The organism is Engelhardtia mirabilis, from assembly GCF_007748095.1.
Lineage (GTDB): Bacteria > Planctomycetota > UBA1135 > UBA1135.
Genome location: NZ_CP036287.1, coordinates 5,804,136 through 5,830,682 on the forward strand (window position 1 = coordinate 5,804,136; position 26,547 = coordinate 5,830,682).

Here is a 26,547-nt window from a genome sequence, read left to right on the forward strand (position 1 = left end):
CGGTTGGGCACCGGCGGTTCAGCTCCAGTCGTAGAAGCCCTGGCCGGACTTCTTGCCGAGCTCTCCACGCTCGACCATCTGGCGCAAGAGCGCGGGCGGTTCGAAGCGGGGCCCGAGGGCCTCCGAGAGGTAGTCCGCAATGGACAAACGCACGTCCAGACCGACCAGGTCGGTGAGCTTCAGGGGCCCCATGGGGAATCCGTATCCGAGGGTCATGGCCTTGTCGATGTCCTGCGCGGAGGCCACCCCCTCCTCGACCATGCGGATGGCCTCCATGCCGATCGCAATCCCCAGGCGCGACGAGGCGAAGCCTGGACGATCGATGACGGTGATCGGGTCCTTGCCCATGCGGGTCGCGAGGCCGACCGTCGCCGCCACCGCCGCGTCGGAGCTCTGGTCGGCGCGCACCACCTCGACCAGCTTCATGATGTGGACGGGGTTGAAGAAGTGCATTCCGACCACGCGCTCGGGGTGCGGTACGACCTTGGCGATCTCGGTCAGGGGGAGCGAACTGGTGTTGCTGGCCAGGAGCACGTCCGGCCCCAGGCGCGCGCCGAGGTCGGAGAGGATCCCCTGCTTCAACTCCAGTCGCTCCGGCACGGCTTCGATCACGCAGTGCACGCCGGCCGAACCACCGGCGAGGTCGGTCGTGGTCGACAGGCGCGCCAGGGCAGCGTCGCGCACATGGGCCTCGACCTTGCCCTTGTCCACGCCCTTGTCCAGGTTCGCGCGGACCTTGGCCATGGCCGACTCGAGGGCGGCCTCGTTGACGTCGGCCAGGCGGGTCTCGATACCGATCATGGCCAAGACCTGGGCGATGCCGTGGCCCATGGTGCCGGCGCCGATGATCAGCGCCCTTTCAATCGTGTTCGCGTCCATTGCAGTCGGGGGGGGTCTCGGAGTGTGTTCTGGTTCAGGAGCCGGGCAGCAGCACGATCTTGCCGACCACGCCGCCGGACTCGAGTCGCTCGTGGGCCGCGCGGGCTTCCGACATCGGCACGGCCGCGTCGAGGACAGGTTGATAGATGCCGCGCGCTACGCGATCGAAGATCTGAGGCAGGGCGGAGGCCGGCCCCATCGTGGAGCCGAGGATCGTCTGATTCTTGATGAACAGGTGCGGGAGGGTGATCTCGACCTTGGCGCCGGTCGTGCCGCCACAGGTCACCAGGCGCCCCAGGCGCGCCAGGCTCCGCATGGAGCCCGACCACGTGGCGGGCCCCACGTGCTCGACTACCACGTCGGCACCGTCGCCGTCGGTGAGTCGCTTGACCTCCCGCGGCCAGTCCGGGTCGTGGTGGTCGATCACGCTCTCGGCGCCCAGATCCAGGGCCAACTGCCGCTTGGCGTCGCTGCCCGCGGTGGCCAGGACTCGCGCGCCGAGGTGCGAAGCGATCTGGATCGCGGCGGAGCCGACACCGCTGGAGCCGGCGATCACCAGGACCGTCTCGCCCCGTTCTAGCTGCGCCCGCTCGATCATCCCCCAGGCGGTCAGGAAGGCCAGGGGCACCGCGGCCGCTCGCACCGGATCCAACCCGTCGGGCAGGGGGCAGAGGTAGCGCTGCTCGATGGCGACCAGTTCGCGATCGAAGCCGTCCCCGTGCTCGCCGCGGATGGCGTAGTCCTCGGCCAGGTGGTCCAACCCCTCCAGGTCGAACTCCGAGCGGCCTGACGAGTAGCCGGGCTCGAGCACGACCTTCTGACCGGGATGGAAGGCGGTGACTCCTTCGCCCACGGCGACGACCTCGCCGGTACCGTCGCAGCCGAGAATGCGCGGGAACTCGACCTTGAAGCCCGGCATCCCGCGCCGGACCCACAGGTCGAGGTGATTGATCGAGACGCCGAGCACACGCACGAGCACCTGACCCGGGGCAGGCTCCGGATCCGGAAGGTCGTCCAGGCGCAGGACCGAAGGGTCCCCGTGCCCGTGAATACGAAGGGCCTTCACCAGGCGGTCCCCCCCTCGAAGTGCGGCGCGCGCTTGCCCATGAAAGCGGCCAGCCCCTCCTTGGCATCGGGACCGGAGAAGAGCTTCGCCTGCAGCTCGCGCTCGAGGGCCAAGCCCTGCTCGAGCGGCAGATCCGCCCCGCCCTGGACCGCGCGCTTGATGTGTCCGACGCTGGCCGAGGAATGCGCCGGGTTCATGAACTGACCGGCGTACTCGAACACGGCGGCCAGGAACTCTTCCTCGCTCTGTGCCTCGATCTGGCGGTCGACCAGCCCCAGGGCTTCCGCGCGGTCGAAGTCGAAGCGCTCGCCGCTCGCCATCAGTTCGATCGCCTTGGAGCGCGGCAGCATGCGAGCCATGCGCTGGGTTCCGCCGGTTCCCGGCAGCACCCCGAGCGCCACCTCCGGCAGTCCGCACTTGCCCGAGCCCTTGCGCGCCACGCGCAGGTCACAGGCCAGCGCGATCTCGAGCCCGCCCCCGACGCAGTGACCGCCGAGGGCCGCGATCACCAACTTCGGCGTGTGCTCGAAACGCAAGAGCGTCTCGTTGGCGTGCAGGCAGAAGTAGTACTTGAAGTTCGGCTCGGCCCGCTCGAGCATCGAGATGTCCGCGCCGGCGCAGAAGAACTTCTCGCCCTCGCCGCAGACGATGATCACTTCGACCTCGCGGTCGAAGCGCGCGCGCAGGATCGCCTCGTCCAGGTCGCGCATCATCTCGAAGCTGTAGCCGTTGGCGGGGGGGCAGGTCAGCGTGAACAACGCGACGCCGCCACCGCTCTGGTAACGCACGCGACCGTTGGCCAGGGTCTCGGGGGCGGATAGGTCGGAGGGCTGGGGCATGGCAGAGGGCTTCGGAGACGTTCGCGGCGGCGGATTGGACGGAGCGTTCTAGTGTCCTGGATCAGAAATTCGGCGTCACTTCCCGGGCTCCGATCGCCGCTGGCGTCGCCAGCGCCTCCTCCGAGTATCGCAGCGGATACGCGTCGTCGGCGCGCCTAGCCAGCATCGATTGGACCTCCGGGCAGTGACGCCGAATTTCTGATCCAGGACACTAGTGGCACACGCCGCGTGGCTCCACCCGCGGCAGGCCAATTCGGCGATAGGGTTGCGCGAAGAGCCCCTGGGCAGGCTTCGCTCGCGCGTAGGCGTTCGTACGAACGGGCACCGTACGAGCGGGCACCATACGAACGCTTGCGCGCGGAAGGATCAGGGTCAGCGGTAGGGATCGTCGGTGTGCAGGTAGCTCTGCACGTACTCGGCGATACCGTCTTCGAGGGTCGTCGACGGGGCGCTGAAGCCGGCGGCTCGGATGCGGTCCATCTTGGCCTCGGTGAAGTACTGGTACTTGTCGCGGATCTCGACCGGCGTGTCGACGAACTCGATCAGCGGCTCTCTTCCGAGCGCGGTGAACACCGCGCGGGTGAGATCCACGAAGGAGCGCGCCTTGCCGCTGCCGCAGTTGAACAGGCCGCTCACCTCGGGGTGGTCGTAGAGCCAGAGCATCATCTCGACGCAGTCGCCGACCCACACGAAGTCGCGCAGCTGCCCACCGTCCTCGTAGTCGGGGTTGTGGGAGCGGAACAGGACCGCGGGCTCACCCGCCGCCGCCCGGGGGTAGGTCTTGGCCACGACGCTCTTCATGTCGCCCTTGTGGCCCTCGTTGGGGCCGTAGACGTTGAAGAACTTCAGACCGGCCCATTGGGGCGGCGAGGGTGCGCCCTCGGCGACCAGCCTGGCGGCCCTGCGGTCCACGGCGAGCTTGCTCCAACCGTAGGCGTTCAGCGGCCGCAGCTTGGCCAGGGCCGAGATCGAGCCGTCGTCGTCGAAGCCGAGTGCGCCGTCCCCGTAGGTCGCGGCCGAACTGGCGTAGATCATCCGCGCACCGTTGCGCGCGCACCACTCCCACAGGTCCAGGGTCAGGCGCAGGTTGTTGGCGACGATCTTGTCCGCGTCGCGCTCGGTCGTGGCCGAGATCGCGCCCATGTGGAAGATCGCCTCGACTCGTCCGCGGTTTCGCTCCAGGAAGAAGGGCAGGTCCTCCGGACGCACGACGTCCGCCAGCTCTCGCTTGGCGATGTTGCGCCACTTCTCGCCGTCGCGCAGGCGGTCGACGATGACGAGTTCGTGCTCGCCACGGTCGCAGAGTGCCGCGACGAGGTTCGAGCCGATGAAGCCGGCTCCTCCGGTGATCAAAATCATGGTCGGGACGGGTGGTACGCGCTCCAGGTCAGGAGCACCGCGGGGGCTGACCAGAGCGGGTCACTGCGAACGTGGGACGCCACTCGGGGGCGCAGTCTAACGGGCGCGGCAGGCCGAGAGTTCCGGGAGCACCTCGACCAAGCAGCGCGGGATGCCGATCTCGGCAACCCGCACTCGGCCCGCGCAGGAGGGCCCGGCCCCTTCGATCAGCCCGCGCTTCCAAACGGCGAAGGTCACCGTCACGGTCGCATGGGCCACGGGCCCCATGCGCTCGCCAGTGTCGGCCTGGAGTCCGCTGGGAAGGTCCACCGCGAGGATCGGAGCCCCGCAGGCGGCCAAGCGCTGCACGACCGTCGAGTAGGGCGGTCGCAGGGGCCGCACGAGGCCGGTGCCAAAGAGGGCGTCCACGATCAGCGCGGCCCCCTCCAAGGCCCCCTCCAGGGCCCCACCGACAGCGGCAGGCTCGTCTGCGCCCGAAACCGGAAGGCTGGTCAAGTGAACCCCCAGGGCCTCGAGCCGGGCGAGGTTCGCGGCCGTGTCGGCGGAGAGGCACTCCCGTAATTCGAAGGGCCCGACCAGAACCGGTCGAACATCGACGCCCCGGTTGAAGAGGGTTCGAGCGATGACGAGGCCATCGCCGCCGTTGTTGCCGGGTCCACAGAAGATGGCCACTGGACCACGAGAGCGACCCAGAAGCTCTTGGGCAGCGTCGGCGCAGGTCCGGCCCGCGGACTCCATGAGCAAGTCGGAGGGCACGCCGAACTCGCTGGTCGCGCGTCGATCGAGTTCACGCACCTGGTCAGCCGTGCCGATCCTGGTCTCGCCCGGGTGGGTCAATCTCCGAACCTCACCGAGGTGCAGATGCCCCCGCTGCGCCGCGCCAGGTCCTGCCACCGGCGCTCGAGACCGCTGTTCGGGTCGGTCAAGATCACGTCGAAAGCAACCTGCCGGAAGCGATTGCGCTCGAGCAGCAGTTCCGGGATCAACTTCATGTCCCAATGGGGACCACCGGTCGGCGCTCCGTCGGTGAGGACGATCAGCGTGTCGACCTCCTCGTCTTCGAGCGCGAGGTCGATGGCGTCCCAGACGTTCCCGCGACCGCGCAGCCGACTTTCCTGGAACCACTCCATGGCCGCCGCCAGGTTGCGGCTGGTCGCCTGGACCAGCTTCGACTCCCAGCTCGCGGGCTCGGTGGCGTAGGTCACCAGGTTGATGCGGGAGTCCTCCGGCAGCAGCTCGAAGAAGCGACGCAGCTCCACCTCGACCAGCGACTTCAGGGGCCGGCCGTCGTCGCCCGATTGCCACATGGACCCGGACATGTCGATCAGCACGGACATGCGGTCCGACAGCACTGGCAGGCCCGCGAGCTTGGCCACGGTGTCGCCGACCTCGATGTCCCGCTCCTCGCGCTTGGCGCTCCAGTCCTCGGCCAGCGCCTCGGCGTAGGCCCGCCAGGCCTTGGCGTTGCGACCGATGCCTTCGCCGGTCATGCCCCGCAGGGCCGCCACGATCATCTGCTGCAGGCGCAGGCGCGGCTCGTTCTCGAGCACGTCCGCGAGGGCCAGCAGCGCCCCGCGATCGCCCTGGGCCTCGAGCCCGCGCGCGGCGGCCCGCCGCAACGCGAGGGGCCGCTTCTCGTCCAAGAAGGTGAGGATCCGCTCGGGCCCATCCGCCTGACCCAAGGTGCCCAGCGCGATCAGGGCTCCGCACTGCACGGCCTGGTCCCGATCCCGCAGGGCGTCCTCGATCCGATCGCGGGCCTGGTCGAGCTTCATGGTCGCCGCGGCCACCAGCGCCGCACCTCGCGCCGCCCCGTCCTTCTCGTTCCGCGCCGCCTTGCCCAACGCGTCTTCCAGCTTGCCCAGCTCCTGCTCGCCCAGGCGACCCGCGAGGGCCAGGCGCTCCACCGACCAGGCCGCCATGCGACGCACGGGCGCTTCCTTGTCGGAGAAGGCGCCGCGCAGCTCCGCCGGCTCGACCGTCCGCTCCGCCCGTCCGAACGATTCCACCACCCGCTCGCGCACCAACGGGTTCTTCGAACGCAGGGCATCGCGCCCGTGGATCACCTCCAGGACATCCTCGCCCGCAGCCCTGGCCAACTCGAGCTGGGCCCGGTCGGCGACCTCCGGCTCCTCGTCGGCCAGACGCTCGACGATCAGCTCCCACGCCTCGACGGTCCCGATGTCCGCCAACTTGGACACGGCCGACCGTCGCTTGCGCTCGTCAGGCCCGTGAATGTCGTCGACCACGTCCTGGGGCAGCTTGTCGCCGAGGGCCGTCGTGATCAGCAGCAGGCCGGCGCCGGCTGCACGCAGGAAGGGAAGTAGTGCTCGCATCTGCATGAAGGACGAACGGGCGCGTCCGAGGTTACACGTCACCCGGGATTTCGTCTCAAAGTTCGAGATAGCGGTCGTCCGCGGGCGGGGTGACCGTCCCCCGCTCCGCCAGGTCACGCTCGAGTAGGTCCCGCAGCAGCGTCCCCGTATCGATCCGCGGCACCTCGTGGTCGAACTCGAACAGGCGATCGCCGCCGTCCGCCAGGAAGGAGTTGGTCGCCACCCGGTACACCCGATCCGGGTCCACCGGTTCGCCGCCAACGGTCAACGCGACCCGCTCGATCAAGCCCTCCGCGTCCAAGGCGTAGCCGATTCGCATCCCGCTGACCTCCAGCATCGAGCGAGCGACGCCCAGCAGCTTGCCCTCGACGCTCTGCATCAACTCGGCTCCCGTCAGCTCCAGCACCACCACGGTGTTCGGGAAGGGCAGCAGCTCGAACAGGTCGCGCCGCGTGAGGGGGCCCGGCACGAGCTGCTTGCGGATGCCTCCGCGGTTGTGGATACCGATCTCGGCGTCCGCGCCGACGCGGAAGACGTCGGCGATCCAGTTCCCGATGGCCATGGAGCGCAGGTTGTCGCCCGGCTCGATCGGCCCGGCCAGCTGCCCCACGGTCTCGCCCATGGCCTCCTCGGCCGCCGCGGCCAAGCGCTCGACCCGCGCTGCGACCTCGGCGTTGGCAGGTTCACCCTCGGGCGCCCGCTCGAGCTCGATCAGTCGCGCGGTCGACTCAAGCACGCGCTTGGTCACGGGATCGATCATCAGGTCCACGCGCCCGACCACCGTGGCCTTGGAACCGGCCTGCACGATCAGCGTGTCCCCGCTCCGCACGCCGCTGCGAAGGAAGGTGTGCGAGTGACCACCGACTATTAATTGGAGCGAAGGATCGCACTCGGCCAGGCGCCGGTCGACGGACACGCCGCAGTGGGTCAAGGGGACGATCAGGTCGACCCGATCCGCGAGCTCAGCCTCGGCGCGGGCGAGGGCCGCGCACTCCTCCTCGAAGACCAGGGTCCGCGACTCGGGGTGGGTGATGAAGGGCGTGCCCTGCTCGACCAGCCCGACGATCCCGATCCGCAGCCCCGCGCGCTCGATCACGCGCCAGGGCTCGACCCAATCCACGCGGGCGGAGTCGTCGGGCAGGCGCAGGTTGGCGCACACGGCCGGCGGCGCGGCCTCGGTCAGGATCCGCCGCAGGGGCGCGAGGCCCAGGTCGAACTCGTGGTTGCCGATCGCCATGGCGTCGTAGCCCACCGCGACCAGGGCCTGGACGAAGGGCAGCCCGGCGTCGACGGCGCCCTCGGGCGTGCCCTGGAACCAATCGCCGCCGTCGAGGACCAGCACCCCGCGACCGGGGCCGGTGTGCTCGGCGCGCACCTGCTCGATGAACTCCGAGACGCGCACGAGCCCGCCGACGTCGACCTTGCGATCCTCGATCCAGGTCGCTGCGCGCGGCAGGGCCTGGCCGTGGACGTCGTTGGTGTGGAGCACGACCAGGTGGATCGGCTGGGGCGAGTCCTGGGCCGCGGGCGGCGCGGGGGCCGGCACGGCGAGCAGGATCGAAGCCAGGACGAGCAGGAACGAGCGGGGCGCGAGGCGGGTTGCTTGCATGGGAGGGGCGGCGGCGGGGCGCCGGGCGGCCGAGCCTACGCCAGCGGCCTTCGGAATAGGACAGGCGGCCGTACGTGACCAAGGGGGTCCGCTCCACCCGCCGCCACCGGCCTCCAATAGGACCTCCCGTGCTCCAGATTCTGCTCGCCCTGGCCCTCGCCAACTCGATCCACGCACCCCAAGGCGCCGCCAACACGCCACCTCCGCGCCAATTCGACTTCTGGATCGGCGAATGGGCGGTCCACAACCGCCACCTGCAAGAGGACGGCACCTGGTCGGAGGGCGAGGACACCCGCGCGCGCATCACGCCGGTCTGCGACGGCGCGGCGATCCTCGAGGAGTGGTGCGGCCCCTGGTACGGCAGCTTCCAGAACGGCTTCTCCCTGCGCGCCTTCGATCCGACCACCGAGCGTTGGAAGCTGGTGTTGTTCTGGACCACGACCGGGCGCGGGGCCTTCGGCTCGCTCGGGGGCCGCTTCCGCCACGGGCGCGGCGAGTTCTTCGCCGGTTCGCCCCGGGGAACGTGGACGCGCTACAGCTTCTCCGACGCCCTGGCGAACTCCACGCGCTGGGACAGCGCGACCAGCGTCGACGGCGGTCAGAGCTGGAAGACCGACTGGATCATGGAATTCACGCGCACGCGGACGGCCGGCGAGGTCACCCAGGAGCGGTTGTTCGAGGAGGATTGGAACGCGGGGCAGGTGGCCCCGGACGCGGCCGCGCGGGAGCTCGACTGGACCCTGGGCGAGTGGAAGGGGCTGGCGGTGCGGCGCGACGGCGGGGGTGAGGTCGAGTTGCAGGCGCGCTTGCGCGTGCGCCTCTTGAACAAGGACGCCCTGGTGCTCGGCGTGCTCGAGTTGGATCGGGGCGACGAGCACGAGGAACGACTGGCCGTGCGCGGCTTCGAGGCCGGCGCTGGGGCCTGGCGCACGTGGCGGCTCGAGAGCGACGACCCGGTCCTGCGCACGGCCCAGCCCGAGGAGGGAGCCACAGGTCCGACGGCGTGGACCTATCGCCTCGACGAGGCCGGGCAAACCCTGCGTGTCCGCGTCGAGCGCCTGGGAGAGGGTCGGATGCGCCGGACGGAGACGGTCGCGGACAGCTCGGGCGAGGTGGTCGAGGAGTTGGTCGTCGAGTTGGAGCGAGGCTGACCGGGGGATCGGTCGGGCCATCGGGCAACAGATTCGACGGGCCGCCGGTCGGGCGATCCGTCGGGCTATCGGAAAGACCGAAGTGGGGTCAGGCCTTCGGTCGGGACCTCGAGCGCCACTCGAGCGCCCCACCGAGCGCCTGCGTCGAGGGGCGTTTCGCCGGCGGATCCCCAGGCCCACCAGCCCCCGCCCCTCCACCCCCGTGGACCTGCTCCAGAGCCCACCGGTTACACGCCTCTCGGTAACTCGCTCTCGCGGCACGGCACTTGATCTGGCCCGAAGCGCTCCCCAGTGCCCAGGCGCCAGCGCGCCCGGATTCGTCCCAACGACCGCGCCCCGAGGAATCCCATGTCCGTCCTGCTCCCCTGCCTGATCGCCGTCACACAGATCAGCGCGGCTCCCGTCCTGTCCGTCGAGAACCCCGGCTTCGGATCCAGTAGCGACCCGTCGACGGGCCCCTGGTTCGGCCTCGCCCTGGGCCAGGACCACGACTTCGTGGTCAGGACCCAGCCTGGCGCGCCCGTGGTCTTCGTCGCCAGCACCGGGGCGCCGACCGGGCTCGGCTTCGAGGGCCAGCCCCTGGCCGTGGACCTGGCCTCGGCCTTCGTGTTCGGGGCCGCGACGGCCGACGGCGCCGGCCAGGCGCGCTTGGGGCTCTCGGTGCCCACGACCCTCGGCGTCGGGACGCCCCTGTGGACCCAGGCCGCCGCGATCGACCCGCTCGGCTTCACGGCCAGCCTGTCCAACGGGCTCGAGCACGAGTTCACCGACCTCGCCTTCAACGTTGTAGTCGAGGGCTTCAAGAGCCAGCACCCGGCCGCCTTCACCGCGCCCAGCACCCTCTTGCTCACCGACGACGCCGCCTGGCAGGCCTTCTGGTTCCAGCACAACCCCTTCGTGCCGGCGCCGACCGTCGACTTCACCCGCGACGTCGTCTATGCCTCGTTCGGCGGGCTGACCCTGTCCTCGGGCTACAGCCACCACGTCGATGCCCTGATTCCGATCGGCGGCGGTGTGCGGGTCGAGTCGACGCAGTTCACGCCGGGGCTCGGGTGCGCGGTCCTGTTCACCCAGCAGGGGCCGTTCCAGTTCGTGGCCGTGGACCGGGCGGCCGCGGGGGCGACCTTGGTCAATCAGACGACCCAGACGCAGAAGCCGCCCTGCCCGTGAGCTGCGGGGGAGTTGCGACCGGACGCGACAGGGGCGGCGTTAGCCTGTTGCCGACCCGGGTCCCGCATCTCCCCCACCATGACGCCCCCGCTCGTTCGCCGCGCCTACGTCTCCCTGTCCGGTTGGAAGGGCGGCGCCGAAGCCGCGGACCTCGACCCGCCGGCGCGGGGCCACCAGCCGCGGAACTTCTTCCTGCACGCCCTGTCCCTGGCCGCGACGAAGACCGGCGACGGGCTGGCCGATCCGAAGTTGGTCTTGAGCTGGCTGTTGGGAGCGGTCGGCGCGCCCACGGGGCTCGTCGGCCTCTTGGTACCGATCCGCGAAGCGGGGGCACTCCTGCCCCAGCTCGTCATCTCCGCGCGACTCGATCGCGTGCGGCACCGCAAGTGGACCTGGGCCGCGGGTAGCGCGGTCCAGGGTCTCGCGGTGCTCGGGATGGCGCTGTGCGCGATCACCCTCGACGGCGTCGCGGCGGGCGTCGCCATCGTCGGCCTGCTGACCGTCTTCGCCCTCGCGCGCAGCGTGGCCTCGGTCACCCTGAAGGACGTCTTCGGCAAGACCGTGGCCGGCTCGACGCGGGGCGCGGCGTCGGGCCTGTCGACGACGATCTCCTCGACCCTGGTGCTGGGCTTCGGGATCGCCCTGGCGAGCGGGCTCTTGCCGATCAACGTGGCGACGGTCGCCGGCGCCCTGGCCGTGGCCGGCGTGCTGTGGCTCTTGGGCGCGGGGATGTTCGCGAGCCTCGCGGAGCCGGCGTCGGAGCATTCCGAGGGCAAGCCCAAGGGCATCCTCGATCAACTCGGCTACCTGCGCGAGGACCCTCAGCTCACGCGCTTCATCGCCGCCCGGGGCCTGATGATGGCCACCGCCCTGGCGCCGCCGTACCTGCTGGCCCTCGGCGCCCAATCGACGGAGTCGGGCCTGGGTCAGCTCGGCCCCTTCGTGCTCGCGTCGTCGCTCGCGGGGCTGCTCAGCAGTTACGTCTGGGGCCGACTCGCAGACCGCTCGAGCCGCCGGGTGCTGATGCTCAGCGGACTCACCGCGGCCCTGCCCCTGAGCGCCGCCGCCATCCTGGGCTGGACCGGCGTGGTGACCGGCGCTTCGTCCCTCGCCCTGCCGACGCTCTTGTTCGTGCTGATGATCGCCTACCGCGGCGTCCGCATCGGCCGCAAGATCCACCTGGTCGACATGGCCCCCAAGAACCGCCGCGCGGCCTACACCGCCGTCAGCAACACGCTGGTCGGCGCTCTGCTGGCCCTCGGCGGGCTGTTCGGACTGGTCGCGCAGTTCGCCGGCGTCGAGACGGTCCTGCTGCTCTTCGCCGCCATGTCCCTGGCCGGCAGCGCGGTGGCGCGGGGTCTCGACGAGGTGCAGGGCAACTAGATCGACCGCGGTCGCGCGGGGAGGATCGCACGATCTTCAACCACGGAATCGTGCGACCGGCCCTCTCGCCCTGACCTTGCACGTAGACGTGCTCGAAACCGCCCAGCTCGGTTGCTACCTGTACTCCGCGGACAGCGGACGCGCAGGCGACCCCTGCGAGTCGTCGAGCGCGCCGGCGTTCGCAGAGTGCCGGCGGGGGCCGCGAGGCCGCCCCGGCCGATTGCGCTGTTTCGCGCGCGTGCTCACGAACAGTCCGGGTCAGGGCGTCCTCGCGACCCGCAAACCGACGAGAGCGTGAGCGATGTCGGGGAACATGGCGTTGCGCAGCGAGGCGCGAGCGCTCCACGGGTCGTCGATCCAGGATCCACCTCGCAGCACGTGCATGTCGCCCTGTGCCTCGTCGTCCGCGCTGGCGTCCACTGGCTGGGGACGCGCCGCTAGCTCAGAGTAGAAGTCACTGTCGTATGCCGTGGAACAGGGCTCCCAGACGTTGCCGAGAAGGTCGTGGAAGCCCCAGGAGTTGGCTCGCTGGGTGCCGACCGGCGCCAGCAGGTCGCGCTCATCTTCGACATCGAAGGAAGTCCAGTTCCGGAAGCGCGGCTCGGTGGTTCGTGCGGCAAGCCTGCTCGAGGCGCCCGCCGCGACGGAAGCCTCTCCCCACCAATCCTTGCCAGCGGAGTTGGCGCGGCAGGCGTACTCCCACTCGGACTCCCGCGGGAGCCGGAGGCCGTAGTGCTGGGCGAAGGCCTGGGCATCGTTCCAGGTGATCTGAACCACCGGCCAGTCCTTCCCGGTCACATCGACGTCCAGAAGAGGCAAGGGGTCTCTCCAGGTCGCGCCGGGGTCAACGTGCCCTGCGCCGCCCACGCCTGCGGTGTAACCGCCGGAGTTCCGCTCGGCCTCCGTTGCGTACTCGGCACTGATCACGAAGCGGCCCCACTGCGCGTGCGTCACCTCCGTCTCGGCCAGATAGAAGGGCTCCGGGACGCGAACTTGGTGGGCAGGCTGCTCGTCGCGGGCGGCCTCTGTGTCATCGCGGGAGGCGCCGCGGAAGTAGGTGCCAGGCGGAACGAGGAGCATGACGATGCCACTCGCGCGGTCGCGCACCTTCCAGGGCAGACCGGTCGCCTCCATGCGGCGCCGCGCCTCCGCGTCGGTGACCACCTTGGGATCCGGACGGGCAATGATCAGCTCCGCCCAGGCGGGAACGTACTGAGCCGGCTCGGCCGTTATGGTCTCCCGAGCCGCCTCGCGCAGTGCGGTCAGCTCCACCGTCAAGCTCGCGATTTCGGCCTCGAGGAGAGCGCTCGACCCCTCGGCCGCGGCGACCAGGTCCCGAAGCTCGTCGACCTGTTCCTCGGCGGACTGCTTCTGCGCCTCGGTCTGGGAGACGACGCCGTTCAGGCGCGCGACCTCGACCAGCGCGTCGTCGCGATCATCGCGAATGGCGGCGAGCTGCAACGCGAGTTGATCGCGCTCGCCGGAGATCTTGGCCAAGTCTGTCTCCGTGCTGAAGAGCAACCGTCGAACGCTTTCGAGCTGCTCTCGGAGGGAATCGCGCGCCGACTCCAAACCGTCGATGCGTTCCTCGAGGCTCGCGGTCAGAGTGCCGTCGGTCGCCATACGCGCCTCGCGCTCCGACTGCAACTCATTGGTTCGCAGGAAGGCCTCGAGCTGGAAGCGCAGTTGGCTGAACTCCGTGACCGCGCCAGGGCCGGCAGAGTCGTCGAAGCGCCCGTCTTGCATCAGTTGTTCGGCGTCGGCCTCGCGATCGGCGATGGCCTGCCATCCGGCCAGCTCTCTCAGGCGTTCGGCCACCCCCTTCTCGAGCCGCCGGTACTCCCCGCGCTTCTCCGCCGCGCGCATGGCCGCGGCATTGTCCGCGGCGAGCCGGGCCAGGTCCCGCTGGAGCTTCCGCAGACCCGGCCAGGCGGCGCCCAAGTCGGCCGAGTCCACGGTAGCGCCCAGCTCCAGGTGGCGTTGACTCGCCGCGGCCACGCGCGCGCCGATGGTCGGGCAGTCCTTCTCCCAGGGAGTGCTGGTCAGAATGTCGCCCAGGCTCGCCAGCAGCGGCTCCGCTGCCTCCAGGTCGTGGCTGAGTTCGAGCGCGCCGCGGCGCGCCTCGACCAGTTCGCGCCGGGCCTCGGCCGCGGCGTTGGCGTCGCCGAGAGTCAAGCTGCGCTCGAGCGCCAGGGCCAGCTTCTCGATGCGCGCCTTGGCACCCTCCAAGGCGGGATGGTGGAGGTTGGGACGACGCTCGAGCTCGCCGGCCAGGACGAGATTGGCGCTGTCCTCGACCTCGGCCACCTTGGTCTGGTAGCGACTCCAAAGACTCTGGCCCGTGACCAACAGGCCCAAGATCACAACGACCGCAACGCTCAAGCTCCAGAAGGTGCGGCGGGAGCGCACTCGATCTTCGAACCAGGTGTCGAGGCGTGCGGCAACCTCGCCCGCCTCGGGCGCCTTGCCGTCGCCGGGTGACTCGGCGGTGATCAAGGCGTCGACCAGGATCACCGCGAAGCCGCGCGGGACCCCGCGGCCGGTCAAGTCGTTGAGCAGGTCGCGCCGCGGGCGAGTCATGCGGCTGGTGCCTGCGACCTCGCCCTCCGCTGGCTTTGCGTCGACGCTCCCACCGCCGAGGACCAAGTGACAAACCGCCGCCGCCGCGCGCAGGTCGTCGCGAGGCTCGGGGCGGCGCCCGTCCAGGACCTCCGGCGCCGTGACCGACTTGGTCCCGCGCCCGCCGTCGACTGAAGTGATCGAGCGACCATCGCTGCCGATCGGACCGGCCACACCGAAATCGATGAAGCGCAGCTGCCCCTTGCCGTCGACCAGGATGTTGTTGTGGGACAGGTCGGCCCACAGCACTCCGCTGGCGTGCAGCGACGCTACCTTGTGCAGGAGCTGGCGGCACAGGCGCAGGCGCTGTTCCAGGGTCGGATTCTGGCGCTTGAGGTAATCGCGCAGGCTGCGGGCCTCGATGTACTCGAGGACCAGCATGGGCTGGTAGGTATTGCGCGGGTCCTCGAGGTAGCCGTCGTAGCGCACCACGCTGGCCGGCAGGTTCGATCGGCCCAGGACCTGGTTCTCACGCAGGTACTGGCGATAGGAGCGGTCGTCGAGCGGATCGAGGACCACCTTGAGCGCCAGGTGGCGACGGCCCCGCCGATCGTGGGCGCGCAGGACCACGGCCGTCGCGCCGCTGCCGACGACGGGCTTCGCCGCGAGCTCGTAGCCCTTCTCCTCGATTGCGGTCAAGGTCGCGGGCCAGACACGTTCCAGCTCGCTGGATCCGCCCAGACCGAGGGCTTCGTGCAGGTTCCCGTCGGGGGGCGCGGACTCGGACGAACTACTGGAAGAACTCATTGGGGGGGGGGGGCAAGGGGTCGCGAAAGGGGGGGTCGGGGTCTCAGGCTCCGAAGCGCTCGCGCAGCGCTTCGATCGCTGCTTCCTTGAGCCGCATGGCCGCCTTCTTCTCGGTGCCCATCTGGGCAGCGATCTCGTCGTAGGTCAGCCCGTCGATGTACCTGTGTCGCAGCACCGTCGCCCGCGCGGGCCAGGGCTCGGCGCGGCCGTCCCAGCGCTCGAGTTCGTCCAGGGCCGGCTCCAGGTCGAGGCCGTGCTTGCGGCGAAAGTGCTCGGCTCGGCCGTCAGCAAACTCGACCAACGAGTCGTGCTCGAGCGGGGTGCTGCGCCGGCGGCGGAGCACGTCACGCAGGAGATTCGCGGTGCAGACCGAGGCCCAGCGGACCAGCTCGCGCTTCGACTCGAGTCGCAACAAGGGGTCGTCCTCCCGCGCCAGGACCCGAGCGAAGAACTCGTTGACCAGGACGCTGTACTGGACGCTGGTCTGGTCCGAGGTGCGGCTGTCGATCTGGCGCAGGACCGGGCGCAGCTCGCGGTCGAAGTAGCCGTAGATCCACTCGATCGCGGCATTGCGGGCCTTCTGCAGGGCGATCAGGGTCGCCCCTCGATCCGACTCGGGTGCTGCTGCATGGGCCGCAGCTGCGTCCCGGTGGCGTTGCAAGAGGTCGGCCAGGGTCTCATCGTCGGAGGCGTTCATCGTCGGCAATCGGGGGCTTGGCGCTCAGGTCCGCCCGATCCTATCCGCGTGGGATCCAACCCAGGCGGGGATCGGGCGGAGGGGTCAATTGCTCAGCGCAGTTGGGCGGTCGCGTTGTTGGTCCGGGCAATCGCAAACGTCACTTCCCAGGCCTCGGGCAGCGCGGCAACAGTGTCCTCCGCCTCCACCTCCGCCTCGCCCCCGTGGATGGCCCGCAGGCGCTCGAGGCGCTCCCAATCGGCGGCCACGCGGTTGGTTCGCCCGGCCGCCGGGACCACGGACCGGCGCGCCTCGTTGCCGGCCTCGAGCCGATCGACCTCGACTCGCAGCTGGTCCGCCTCGGCACCCAGGGCCGAGCCGAAGTCGAGCGGGGCCCCGGCCACGGCCGAGACGAGCTCCAGGGTCTGGCCTTCGAGCCGCGCTTGGTTGCGCCGCGTGCGGAGGAGGTCGATCTCCTGCTCGAGGGCGAGCAACGAGTCTCGCATGTCGGACAGGGCCCGCTCGCCGTCGGCGATGCTGGCCGTGAGTTTGGCGAGGCCGGCCCGGCGGATCTCGAGCTGGCGAGCTTCACGCTGATCCTCGGCCAGGAGTTCGTCGAGGTGCGTCTGGAAGCCCTCGAGGGAGTACTTGCTGCCGGCGAATTCGATGTCGGTTCGCTCTTCGGCCATCGCGCTCTCGAGCACGGGATAGGCCTCGGCGAGCAGGCGTTGTCTCCGGGTCCCGCGTTCCTCGAGCTCGAGGACCTGGACTTCGAGCAGGCCGAGCTCGCGGCGTGAGAGGTTCAGAGCCACCTGATGATCCGTGAGCTGGCGACGCTGGTTCTCGACGTCGTGGTCGAGCTTGCGGTCTCGCACCTCGATCGGGACCTGCTCGATGGCCCCATTGACCGACAGGTGGGCACCGGCGCGGGCGAGCTCGATGAGATCACCGAGCGGGCGGTCGGCGACGAAGAAGAAGCCGACCGGAACGAGAAGCAGGGTGAGGATCAGAGTGAGAAGGGTTCGCATGGCAGTTTCGGGCGGGGGGGTGAGCGGGCGGCCGAAACCGCCCGCGGGTCGTTTCCCACCCAACGAGCAGCCCCACCTCGACTCCGGCCCAATCTCAAAAAATCGTCGCCCTCTCGGCCGCGGCGACGGTGCCCCGCCGTGACCGCCTGCGGCCCCGCCGCCTGGGCCGAGCCGGCCCCTCCGGCACGCCCGCCCGTCGACCGTCGCGACCCTCACATCCCCGTCAGCCCCTGACCCTTCGGCCACGCCACCCGCAGGCGCCAGTGGGCCTGCGCCTCGCCGCCGGCGGGAACCTCGAGCCGGAACGTCGCCACGCCCTGCTCGTCGCGCAGGCGGTCGAAGCGTTCGCCCGTGAGCGGCGCCGGGGTCGTGCGGTCGAAGCGCACCTCGATGCGCTCGTCGTTGGCGCGCGGCACCGCTTCGTAGAGCAGCACCTCGCGGGGCTCGCCGCTGGCGTTCGCGACGCGCACCATCCAGGACTCGGTGCGCGTGACCTTGCTGCCGAACAGGCCCGGTTGCTCGAGGTTCTCGTCGAGCAGCACGCGCTCGACCGTCAGGCTCGGGTCCAGGCCCAGGGCCAGGTCGAACTCGGCGCCGTCGACCACGCGGGGCAGGCGCGCGGTGCCCAGGTACTCGTCGCCCACGTGGATGCCGACCTGGCCGGGCAACAGGGTCCAGCCGGTGCCGTTGGTGGCGCGGCCGCGGACCCAGACGGTCTCGTCCAGTGCCGGCACGCAGTAGCGCTCGACCGCGACGTCGAGCTCGCGGCGGCCGACCAGGACCGTGGTCGGCTCGGGCCGACTCTCGATGGTCTCGCGCTGGGGCAGGCGGTAGCGCAGGTGCAGGCCGGCGGACTCGACGCTCGCCTCGGCCTGCGGCACCGCCATCCGGGCCACCGCAACCTCGGCGTCCAGGTAGCCGAGCCCCTCCAGTTGTCCCAGGAAGGCCCGGTCGTAGCCGTCGCCACCGAGGCTCAACCAGCGCGGTGCGGGCTGCGGCCCTTGTGCGCCGCGGCGCGGTTCGGCGGTCGAGAGCACCATGGCCACGTCACTCCAGTCCTCGCCGCTCGATTGCCACACGCGCGCGCGGTAGACGAGCTCGACCGTGTCCAGCGCCTGCGACGAGCGCAGGTCGTAGACCGGCGTCCAGCGCGCTCCCGGCACCATGTACTCGACCACGATCTCGCCGCCGCCGATCATCGTCTCGACCAACTCGAGGCGCAGGTCGCGCACGGCGGCGCCGCCGCGGCCGAGGTCGCCGAGCTGGCGATCGAGGGCCGCTTCGCGTCGGCGCAGGTCGTCCAGGCGCCCCTCGAGCTCGCGCCGCTCGCCGCCCAGTCGCTCCAGCTCGCTGCGCAGGAAGGGCAGGGTCTCGCGCCAGTCCTCGACCCGCTCGGCGCCGGTCGGTCCGCCTTCGCCGCCGAGGCCGTCGGAGAGCTCGCGGCGCAGGTGCGCGTCGATGGCGCGCACCACGTCGAGGGTGCCGGCCGCGTCGCCGATCTCGGCCCGCAGGGCTTCGAGCTCGGCGCGCAGTTGCTCGAGGCGCGCGTCCGGCAGGGCTTCGCGGTGCTCGGCCAGGAGCTCGAACTCCACCAACTCGGCCTGGGCCACGCGCACCCGCAGGCTGCTCTCGTCCAGACCCGCCGGAAGGCCACGCAGGAAGACCTCGGTCGCCCCCCCCGGCCGCTGGGCGACGCGGCGCACCCGCGCTGAGTCCGGGTAGACGGTGACCTCGTCGATGGTCGAGGCGACCTCGGCCGTGGAGGTCAAGAGCGTGATCCGTGGCTGCCCGAACTGTTCAGAGGGGTCCTGGACCGTGACGTGCGGAATGATGGTGCTGCCCTGGGGGATCGCTGCCTGCTGGTGGCGCGCGATCAAGTCCTGGAGGGCCTGCTCCATGCTGTCCTGGGCAGCCAGGACCGGGGCCAGGAGCGGAAGGGCGAGGAACAGGGCAGCAGGGCGGCTCGGGTGCATGGCGGTTCTCCCGGGGCAAGATCGCCCCGTCGGTGACGGAACGGCACGGGGGCGCCGGAGCTTGGGGCCAATCCCACGCGGGCAGGCGGCGGTCTTGTGCCTGGCACCGGACGTCCGCCTACCCGCAGCCCCCTTGGCCTCGAACTAGACTGCCTGCCCTTGCCCGATCGATCCCCGAGCCCCCACTTCGCGACCACGCGCTGGAGCATCGTCGCCCGCGCCGGGGCCGGCGCCGCCCCCGAGCGCGGCGCGGCCCTGGCCGAGCTGTGCGAGCTCTACTGGTACCCGGTCTACGCCTTCGCGCGCCGCCGCGGCGCGGACCCCACGGACGCCGAAGACCACGTCCAGGCCTTCTTCGCCGACCTGCTCGAGCGCGGCGACATCGCCCGCGCCGACCGCGAGCGGGGCCGCTTTCGCTCCTTCCTGCTCGCGGCCTTCAACAACTTCGAGTCCAAGGCCCGCGAGCGCGAGGGTGCGCTCAAGCGCGGCGGTGGCCAGCGTGCGGTCTCCCTCGACGGCGCCGAGGCGGAGCGGCGCCTGGCCGAGATCGGCAGCGACGCCGAGGACCCCGAGCGCCTCTTCCTGCGGACCTGGGCTCTGACCCTGCTCGAGGTCGTTGTCGAACGCCTGGGGCGCGAGTACGAGGACTCCGGCCGCGGTGACCTGTTCGCCGCCCTGCGTCCGACCCTGGTTGGCGACGGCGTGGACGGCGGCCTGGCCGCCGTGGCCGAGGCACTGGGCAGCACCGAGGGCGCGGTCAAGGTCGCCGCGCACCGCCTGCGCCAGCGCTTCGCCGCGCTGCTGCGGCGCGAGGTCGGCGAGACCCTCGTGGATCCGGACGAGGTCGAGGACGAGGTGCGCGGCCTGTTCGAGGCCCTGGCGTGATTTCCCAGCCCGTGCCGTAACCTCGGCCCACGGTTCCGTCAGAGGAGGGCAGGAGCGACCTCGACACCATGCAGATGCCCGTCCACTGCCCCCGCTGCGGGGCCCACCTGCCCGCGCGCGGGGCCCTCGCCGGCCTGTGCCCCGCCTGCGTCCTGCGCCAGGGCGCCATCGCCCTCGCCGACCCCCTCGTTGCCGACGACATGGCCAGCCACGACCCGAGCACCGATCCGCCCATCGACCTCGCCGAGGTGCGCCGCGACTTTCCCCAGCTCGAGATCATCGAGCTGATCGGGCGCGGCGGCATGGGCCTGGTCTACCGCGCCCGCCAGCGGCGCATCGACCGGCCGGTGGCGCTGAAGCTGCTGTCGCCGGAGGCCGCCGCGGACCCGGCCTTCGCCGAGCGCTTCCTGACCGAAGCCCGCGCCCTGGCCCGCTTGCAGCATCCGAACGTGGTCACGGTCCACGACTTCGGCGAGCTGGGCGGACGCTACTTCCTCCTGATGGAGTACGTGGAGGGTTGTTCCCTGCGGCGGCTGCTCGACGAGCGCGCGATCGACCCGCAGCGCGCGCTGGCCTTGGTTCCCGCCATCTGCGCGGGCCTCGAGTACGCCCACGGCCAGGGCGTGGTGCACCGCGACATCAAGCCCGAGAACATCCTCGTGCAGCCCGACGGCCACGTGGTGATCGTCGACTTCGGGCTGGCGCGCATGGTCGGCAGCGCAGGCGACGACCTGCGCCTGACCCGCGCCAGCCAGATCATGGGGACGCCCCAGTACATGGCCCCCGAGCAGATCCACCGCCCCCTGGAGGTCGACCACCGGGCGGACGTCTATGCCCTGGGCGTGGTGCTGTACGAGATGCTCACGGGTGAAGTCCCGCGCGGGCGCTACGCCGCCCCCTCCGAGCGCGTGGACGTCGACCCGCGCTTGGACGAGGTCGTGCACCGTTCCCTCCAGGGCGAGCCGCGCGACCGCTTCCAGAGCGCCGCGGAGTTCGCGGCGGCGATCGAGGCGACTCGGAGTGCGCCCACCGTGCCCGCCCCTGCGCGGCGCGTCGTGCGCGCCCCCGGCCGCGGCTTCCGCCTCAGCTTCGTGAACTCCAACCAGTACGGGGGCCTGTGGAACCTCGAGGGCACGATCAGCCTCGACGAGGACGGCCTGGTCATCGACCACCGCCCCCAGGGCTGCCCACCCTTCTACGTGCCGACGACTCGGACGCTGCGGATCCCGTTCGACGAGATCGTGAGCATCGAGCTGCGGCCGAAGTGGTTCGGACGCTCGCGACTGGATCTGCGGGTGAGGCACCTGACGACGCTCGACGGCTTCCCGCAACAGCATCCGGGGACGGTTCGGATCGACTTCAAACGCGCGGACGGGGAGCACGCGGCGGAGTTGGTCGCGGCGGTGGGGAAGGCCCTCGAGGGGCACTCCGGCTGAGGCGGACGCCCGTCAGTCCGCGCGCTCGACGCGAGCGAACGCCAAGAACGGCGGACGCAGCCTGCTCGTGCTCGCGTGCCAGTACCACGACTGGAAGTCGCTCTCCACGCGCCCGTCCGCGTCCACGATCCACTCGTGCACGAGGAGTCGCTGCTCCATCTCTGTGACCTCGAAGGCGCTGGCGCGCTCACCGCCGGGGCGGACGACGTCCTGGAGCGGGCGCACGCTGCGTCCCGAGCCCCGGTAGCACTCGCGCAGGGAATGCAGCTTCGGCGTCGCGTGCGGCACTCGGCGCAGCACCAGGTGTGCGCCGTCGTGCTCGAAGCGCGCCACCTCGATCGGTGCCGACTGGGCGAAGGTGCGGTCGAGCTCCGAGGGTGGCAGGGGCCGGAGTGCGACACCGTCGAGCTCGACCGGCCAGTCCCCCACCGCCGCCGACTCGGGCACGCCGGGTCGCGCGACCAGCGGCACGAGCGCCGCCAGGGCCGCGACGCCTAGGAATGCGCGACGACCACGCACGGCGCGCCTCCCCTCTCTCGGCGCGGCGCGCCGAGCAGCAGCACCGCGGCCAACACCAACGCTTCGATCGCCAATCCCGTCGCGCCGTGCAGCCACGCGGGCCGTGGCCAGGGCGAGGTCTCGAGCACGAACAGGGCCGCCACGCGCCAGGCGTTGCCGAGCAGCACGGCCGCGGTGGCGAGGCCTGCGGTGAACGCGAGCCTGGCGTTCGACCAGCCGCGGATGGTGCCGGCGGCAAGGCCCACGAACAGGGCGGTCCACAGCATCGCGATGCCGGCGCAGGGCGGGTCGACCCAGACTTCGCCCCCGGGGTGGGACAGCACGGTTCCCATCGCTTCCACGTGGAAGCCCGCCGTCCGCAACAGGGTTGCCGCGCCCTGCGCCGCGGGCAGACGCAGGGCCGGGCCGAGCTGCAGCTCGAAGATCGGCAGCAGTGGGAGGGCGAGCAGTCCGAGGCCGAACAGGCCCAGGTGGAAGCGTCGCTCGGTCGCCAGGCGCGACACGATCCACACGGTGGCCGCCACGGCCGAGAGGGCGCCGGCCAGGCCGCCGATTGCCAGCCCGAGGACGGACGAGAGGGCCAGGCCGACTGCGGGCGCGCGCAGGTCGACGGCCGCGCCGCTCGCCGGACGACGCAGCGCGCGGAACACGAGCGCGGCGAAGGTCGCGGCGGCGAGCCCGTGCAGACCGAGGTCGCCCGTGTGCTCGGCCGTGCGTCCGGCCCACCACCAGGCCGGCCAGTGGGCCACGACGGCGAGAAGAACGACTGCCGTGCGGCTCACGTGGCGATCCTCTGCCGGGGTCGCTCGCGCAAGAGCACGCCGCCGACGACGAGCACGGCGAGGGCGATCAAGGCCCACTCCCCAGGCTCGGGCACGGTCGGCACCGAGTCGGCGGAGACGGGCTCGAGGTCCGCCGCCTCGTACTGGGCCGCGGTCTCGAGCACCACGGCGCCGCTGACCGAAGTCACGAGTTGGTGCGAGGCCGCGAGCTCGACCGCACGCTCGCGCTCGTGGGCATCGGAGCTGCGGGCGAGTCGCTCGATCTCCTCTGCCGCCCACAGCCGCGTGACGTGGCTCGATCCGGGTTGGGCGAGCAAGTGCTCCGGCTGGGTCAAACGCAGACGCTCGGCCTGCCAGTAGGGCTCGCCCCGCAGTCGGTCGAGGGCCGACCAGAGGTCCTGCTCGAGGTCGCCGAAGCGCGGAACGGTCTCGAAGACCCCCAGCTTCGCGATCGAGCTCGCGCCGTAGAGCCCGTGCGCCAGCTCGTTGGGATAGCTCGACGTCGACAGGGTCACGAGGCGCAGCGGGCGCTGCCGCCGCTCGAAGTTCTGCACGATCCCCGCCGTGCCGGTCAGCAGCACCGCCTGGGGACCGTGGATCCACAGCACGGCGCCGGGCTCGTCGAGCGGCAGGGCGTCGAGCGCGGCCTCGAGGGCCGGCGCCGAGTCCTGGCCGCCGACGAAGCGCTCCGCTTGCCCCAACGCGCCGAGCCCCTCGCGCCCCAGACGGAGGGCCCGATCGCCGGCGAACCACACGTCGAGCGGGATCGAGCTCGGCAGGCCGACGAGGGCGTCGCGAATCGCCGTTCCGAAGGGCGCCAGGGTCGCCGAACCGTCCACGACCACGGTCAGGCGCGGCGTCGGGTCGTCGGAAAGCCGTCGCCAGGTCTGCCGGATGAACGCGCCGCCATCGAGAGGCCGCGAGACGATCGGATCGGTCGCGGCGTCGCGGGACAGGAGCAGGGGCTCGAGGCCGGACACGAGGCTCTCAGCGGCCAGGGTGCCGCGCGCCACGAACTCGCCCGGTCGCCCCTCGGGTGAGGCGACGACTCCGCCGGGCCAGCGAATGGCCTCGGCCGACGACTCGACCCACAGGTGGTGGGCGACCTGTCCGAGGTCGAAGTTGTGCTCCGCGATGGTCGGGAAGGCGGCGCGGCCCCTGGCGAGGTCGAGCGGCACGATCGGCGCCGTGATGCCGACGCGGATCTGCATCGGTGCGACCGGTTCGGTGTCCGCCCTCGAGGTCGGCTGGACGGGGAAGCACTGCACCAGCACCCGGTCCGGCCCGGCGACGGTGGCGAGCACCGGATCCCGCTGCCTGACGACCACGGCCTCGTAGGCCTGGCGGACCTGGCTGTGGCCAGCGAAGGCCGCCTCGCGCTCCTCACCGTCGACCCACAGGGTCAAGCGGCTCACCACGCCGCCGGGGGGCAGGGCCAGGACCATGCGCGCCTCGCGCTGAAGCCAGCCCGTGTTCTCGAAAGCCAGGGTCCATTCCCAGTAGACGGTCGACGACGGGCCGTCCGCGCGCGCGTCCAGGCGCGAGTCGACTAGAGAGAGGTCGTCGAGCCGCGGCCCGACGCGCTCGCTGCCCTGGGCCGGGTCCCAGTCGCGAAAGCCCGCCTCGGCCCAGGTCCTGGGCCGCGGTCGGCTGATCCAGCCCGAGGTCGGCCGGGGGTCGGCGTACCAGGGGCGCCCGGTCAGGCGGTAGTAGCTCTCGCGCGCCGTGGCCTGGGTCCAATCGCGCGAACCTCGGCGGAACCATTGGCCCAGATCCACCGACGGCGCCTGGGTCTCGCACAGCCCCCGCAGAACGGACGCGCTCCCCACGCGCCGCAGCAGCTCCATCCCCCGCTGCGCCTTCTCGGGATCCTTGTGGTGCGCCATGGCCATGGCGGCGGTGGTCGCGTAGGTGGCCATGCCGAGGGCGACCGGCGCCCCTAGGCCCACCAGGACCCCGAGCACTCCCGCGAGGGGCGTCGGACTGCGACCGAGCTCCCGCGCTCGAGCGAGGAAGCGACTGCGCGCGATCAACAGGGCCAGCACCGACAGCAGCGGAGCCAGGGGCAGGGCTCCGATCCCGAACAGGACCATCACTGCCGCGAACGGCGCGATCGGCGCGTAGGCGAGGGCATAGAGGCTCGCGACGGTCAGGGCCAACCCCACCAGGACGCGGGCCGGGAACAGCATCGCGCCCGGGAGCCTGCCGGCGACCAGCGCCAGGGCGCTCGTCATCGGCACGCTGAGGATCAACAGCGCGTGCCAGGGCGTCGGAATGGGATCCAGGTACTGCTCGGCGCTGGCCCCGGTCCGTAGCTCCCAGATCAGCGCCGCGAGGGGCAGGACGATGCCGAACAGGCCCAGGCAGAAGGGCGCGAGACGGCGAGGACGGGAAGCGGTTTCAGGTTCACTCATCAATCGAGGAGGACGGCAGTTCGCGGGAGATCTCCCCAGTGAACCGCCTCGGCCCCTCACCGTGAGTAACAACCCCGCATCTGAGCTGAGGCGGCGGTCTTGTGCCTGGCACCTGACGTCCGCCTCAGCTCAGATCGCCGCGTCCTGGCCCGTGTCCAGTGTGTCGAGGAACTGGTTCTTCGAACCCTCGCCCTCGTGGGTGCCGCCGCCGCCCTTGCCGAAGATCTGGCCGATGTTCTTCAGGCCCAACCTGAAGTCGTCCATCATCCCGTAGCCCGACACGACGGCGTGCTGGTACCAGAGGAACGCCAAGAGGGTCCAGTCGAAGACCGGGTTGCGCGGGAACTTGATCAGGGCCTTCACCAGCGGGATGCCGAAGGGCAGGTAGACCGCGATGTTGAAGAGCTTCTGCAGGTTGACGACTTCCTCGACGTCCTTGCGGCGCATCTGGCTGTCGTTCTGCAGCGAGGGGCCGATGTCCTTGCCGACTTCCACGCGCTCCTTCTCGAAGTCTTCGCGGCCGAGCTCGGTGGACTTGAAGGGGCGGTAGATCAGCACCGTGCAGCCGTTGGGCTTGATCGCCTTGTTGGTGCGCACCGTGTTGAACATGTCCTCCAGCGTCTCCGCCGGCGAGCCCATGATGTTGTTGGTGCGGAAGGTGATCTTGTACTTCTTGAGCAGCTTCGGGATGCCGTAGACGACCTTGTCCGTGTAGCCCTTCTTGTAGACGCGCAGGCGCACGTCCTCGGAGCCGGACTCGAGGCCGAACTGGACCGAGGTGCAACCGGCGCGGCTCATGGCCTCGATGTCGTCCTCGTCCAGGAAGTTGATGTTCACGTTGCACGCGAACGGCAGGCCGACCTTCTCGGGCCACTTCTCGGCGAACTCCTGGACCCAGCCGCGCTCCATGTTGAGCGCCGCGTCGCCGAAGTTGACCATGCGGAAGTTGGGGTAGCGGGCGAGGATGTCGTTCATCTCCTCGACCAGGTAGTCCACCGACTTCACGCGGTTGAACTTCTCGCCGACCTTGCCGCTGATCCACTCCTTCTTCATGAGGCCGACGGAGCAGTAGGTGCAGCTGTTCTGGCAGCCGCGGCTCGCGTGGACCTGCATCACGCGCTTAGCGCGCAGGAAGGGGTACTTGTAGAAGATGTCGACGTCCGGGAACGGCAGGGAGTCCAGGTCCTGGATCACCGGCCGGATCGGGTTGGTCCACGGCTCGCCGTCGCGCAGAAAGCCGACGTTGGGGATCAGCTCGATCGAGTTGTTGTTCTCCCAGGCGTTGACCAGGTCGAGCATGGCGTACTCGCCCTCGGCCTTGATCGTGGCGTCCACGTAGGCGCCGTCGCGCAGCACCTCGGCGTCGAAGGAGGGGTGCGGCCCGCCCATCACCACCCGCAGGTGCGGGAACTGCTTGCGCCACGCGTTGACGTGGTGCTTGGCCCAGTTCTCCTGGCCCGTGGTGGCGTAGATGCCGATCACGTCGGGCTGCCAGGCCTCGACCACCTCGTGGAAGTGCGGCTCCTCGGCGGTGATGAAGCAGTCGGTCTGGTGGCCGTGTGCCTTGAGCACCGACGACAGCACCTTCACGCCTTCGAACTCGTGGCAGGTGGTGACGATGAATGCGATGCGCGCCAAGGTTGGATCGTGGGTGAGGGTCGCGGGAGAGCGCAGGG

Annotated in this window: 20 protein-coding genes; 5 read left to right on the plus strand and 15 right to left on the minus strand. The window is 70.7% G+C overall.

The features are described 5' to 3' along the window. Window positions 1-18: 18 nt before the first annotated feature. The 7 genes from Pla133_RS21395 to Pla133_RS21430 form a co-directional block, all read right to left on the minus strand. A complete protein-coding gene (locus Pla133_RS21395; protein WP_145069071.1) occupies window positions 19-879 on the minus strand; it encodes a 3-hydroxyacyl-CoA dehydrogenase family protein in 861 nt (286 codons plus the stop codon). Window positions 880-913: 34 nt separating this feature from the next. Beyond that, window positions 914-1,945, minus strand: a complete 1,032-nt coding sequence (locus Pla133_RS26635; protein WP_419191816.1) for a zinc-binding dehydrogenase — start codon at window positions 1,943-1,945, stop codon at window positions 914-916. Next, a complete protein-coding gene (locus Pla133_RS21410) occupies window positions 1,942-2,784 on the minus strand; it encodes an enoyl-CoA hydratase/isomerase family protein (protein WP_145069073.1) in 843 nt (280 codons plus the stop codon). The genes Pla133_RS26635 and Pla133_RS21410 overlap by 4 nt, the downstream gene beginning before the upstream one ends. A gap of 372 nt (window positions 2,785-3,156) precedes the next feature. Next, complete coding sequence (rfaD, locus tag Pla133_RS21415; protein ID WP_145069075.1) at window positions 3,157-4,143, minus strand: ADP-glyceromanno-heptose 6-epimerase; 987 nt, start codon at window positions 4,141-4,143, stop codon at window positions 3,157-3,159. Between the two features lie 96 nt (window positions 4,144-4,239). Further along, a complete protein-coding gene (locus Pla133_RS21420) occupies window positions 4,240-4,980 on the minus strand; it encodes an NAD(P)H-hydrate epimerase (RefSeq protein WP_419191817.1) in 741 nt (246 codons plus the stop codon). Beyond that, complete coding sequence (locus tag Pla133_RS21425) at window positions 4,977-6,521, minus strand: hypothetical protein (protein ID WP_145168492.1); 1,545 nt, start codon at window positions 6,519-6,521, stop codon at window positions 4,977-4,979. Before Pla133_RS21425 ends, Pla133_RS21420 begins: the two co-directional genes overlap by 4 nt. 13 nt (window positions 6,522-6,534) lie before the next feature. Then, window positions 6,535-8,088, minus strand: a complete 1,554-nt coding sequence (locus Pla133_RS21430; protein ID WP_145069081.1) for a bifunctional metallophosphatase/5'-nucleotidase — start codon at window positions 8,086-8,088, stop codon at window positions 6,535-6,537. 128 nt (window positions 8,089-8,216) lie between these two features. Here Pla133_RS21430 and Pla133_RS21435 point away from each other — a divergent pair, with 128 nt between their 5' ends. From Pla133_RS21435 to Pla133_RS21445, 3 genes are all read left to right on the plus strand, one after another. After that, complete coding sequence (locus Pla133_RS21435; protein ID WP_145069083.1) at window positions 8,217-9,239, plus strand: hypothetical protein; 1,023 nt, start codon at window positions 8,217-8,219, stop codon at window positions 9,237-9,239. A gap of 348 nt (window positions 9,240-9,587) precedes the next feature. Continuing rightward, on the plus strand, window positions 9,588-10,409 hold the full coding sequence (locus Pla133_RS21440) for a hypothetical protein (protein ID WP_145069085.1): 822 nt from the start codon (window positions 9,588-9,590) through the stop codon (window positions 10,407-10,409). Between the two features lie 78 nt (window positions 10,410-10,487). Continuing rightward, window positions 10,488-11,792: an MFS transporter gene (locus Pla133_RS21445; RefSeq protein ID WP_145069087.1), complete on the plus strand. Its 1,305-nt coding sequence runs from the start codon at window positions 10,488-10,490 to the stop codon at window positions 11,790-11,792. A 258-nt stretch (window positions 11,793-12,050) separates the two neighbouring features. On the opposite strand, the gene Pla133_RS21450 is transcribed toward Pla133_RS21445, so the two are convergent. From Pla133_RS21450 to Pla133_RS21465, 4 genes are all read right to left on the minus strand, one after another. After that, a complete protein-coding gene (locus Pla133_RS21450; protein WP_145069089.1) occupies window positions 12,051-15,158 on the minus strand; it encodes an SUMF1/EgtB/PvdO family nonheme iron enzyme in 3,108 nt (1,035 codons plus the stop codon). Window positions 15,159-15,201: 43 nt separating this feature from the next. Continuing rightward, a complete protein-coding gene (locus tag Pla133_RS21455; RefSeq protein ID WP_145069091.1) occupies window positions 15,202-15,855 on the minus strand; it encodes an ECF-type sigma factor in 654 nt (217 codons plus the stop codon). Window positions 15,856-15,947: 92 nt separating this feature from the next. Continuing rightward, a complete protein-coding gene (locus Pla133_RS21460; protein WP_145069093.1) occupies window positions 15,948-16,862 on the minus strand; it encodes a coiled-coil domain-containing protein in 915 nt (304 codons plus the stop codon). Window positions 16,863-17,074: 212 nt separating this feature from the next. After that, complete coding sequence (locus Pla133_RS21465; RefSeq protein WP_145069095.1) at window positions 17,075-18,835, minus strand: mucoidy inhibitor MuiA family protein; 1,761 nt, start codon at window positions 18,833-18,835, stop codon at window positions 17,075-17,077. Between the two features lie 159 nt (window positions 18,836-18,994). Between Pla133_RS21465 and Pla133_RS21470 the strand changes: the two genes are divergently transcribed. Beyond that, window positions 18,995-19,720 carry an RNA polymerase sigma factor gene (locus tag Pla133_RS21470; protein ID WP_145069097.1) on the plus strand — a complete coding sequence of 242 codons (726 nt, stop codon included), beginning with the start codon at window positions 18,995-18,997 and terminating at the stop codon, window positions 19,718-19,720. 68 nt (window positions 19,721-19,788) lie between these two features. Continuing rightward, on the plus strand, window positions 19,789-21,156 hold the full coding sequence (locus Pla133_RS21475; protein WP_145069100.1) for a serine/threonine-protein kinase: 1,368 nt from the start codon (window positions 19,789-19,791) through the stop codon (window positions 21,154-21,156). 12 nt (window positions 21,157-21,168) lie between these two features. On the opposite strand, the gene Pla133_RS21480 is transcribed toward Pla133_RS21475, so the two are convergent. The 4 genes from Pla133_RS21480 to Pla133_RS21490 form a co-directional block, all read right to left on the minus strand. Next, entirely contained in the window at window positions 21,169-21,675 is a 507-nt protein-coding gene (locus tag Pla133_RS21480) for a hypothetical protein (RefSeq protein WP_145069102.1), read from the minus strand. Beyond that, window positions 21,651-22,457, minus strand: coding sequence for an archaeosortase/exosortase family protein (locus tag Pla133_RS26640; RefSeq protein ID WP_419191818.1), 807 nt, complete (start codon window positions 22,455-22,457; stop codon window positions 21,651-21,653). Before Pla133_RS26640 ends, Pla133_RS21480 begins: the two co-directional genes overlap by 25 nt. Next, window positions 22,454-24,871, minus strand: coding sequence for a hypothetical protein (locus tag Pla133_RS26645; RefSeq protein WP_419191819.1), 2,418 nt, complete (start codon window positions 24,869-24,871; stop codon window positions 22,454-22,456). The genes Pla133_RS26640 and Pla133_RS26645 overlap by 4 nt, the downstream gene beginning before the upstream one ends. Before the next feature lie 129 nt (window positions 24,872-25,000). After that, the gene (locus Pla133_RS21490) at window positions 25,001-26,509 is read right to left on the minus strand and encodes a B12-binding domain-containing radical SAM protein (RefSeq protein ID WP_145069106.1); all 1,509 of its coding nucleotides are present in this window, start codon (window positions 26,507-26,509) and stop codon (window positions 25,001-25,003) included. Between the last annotated feature and the right edge of the window lie 38 nt (window positions 26,510-26,547).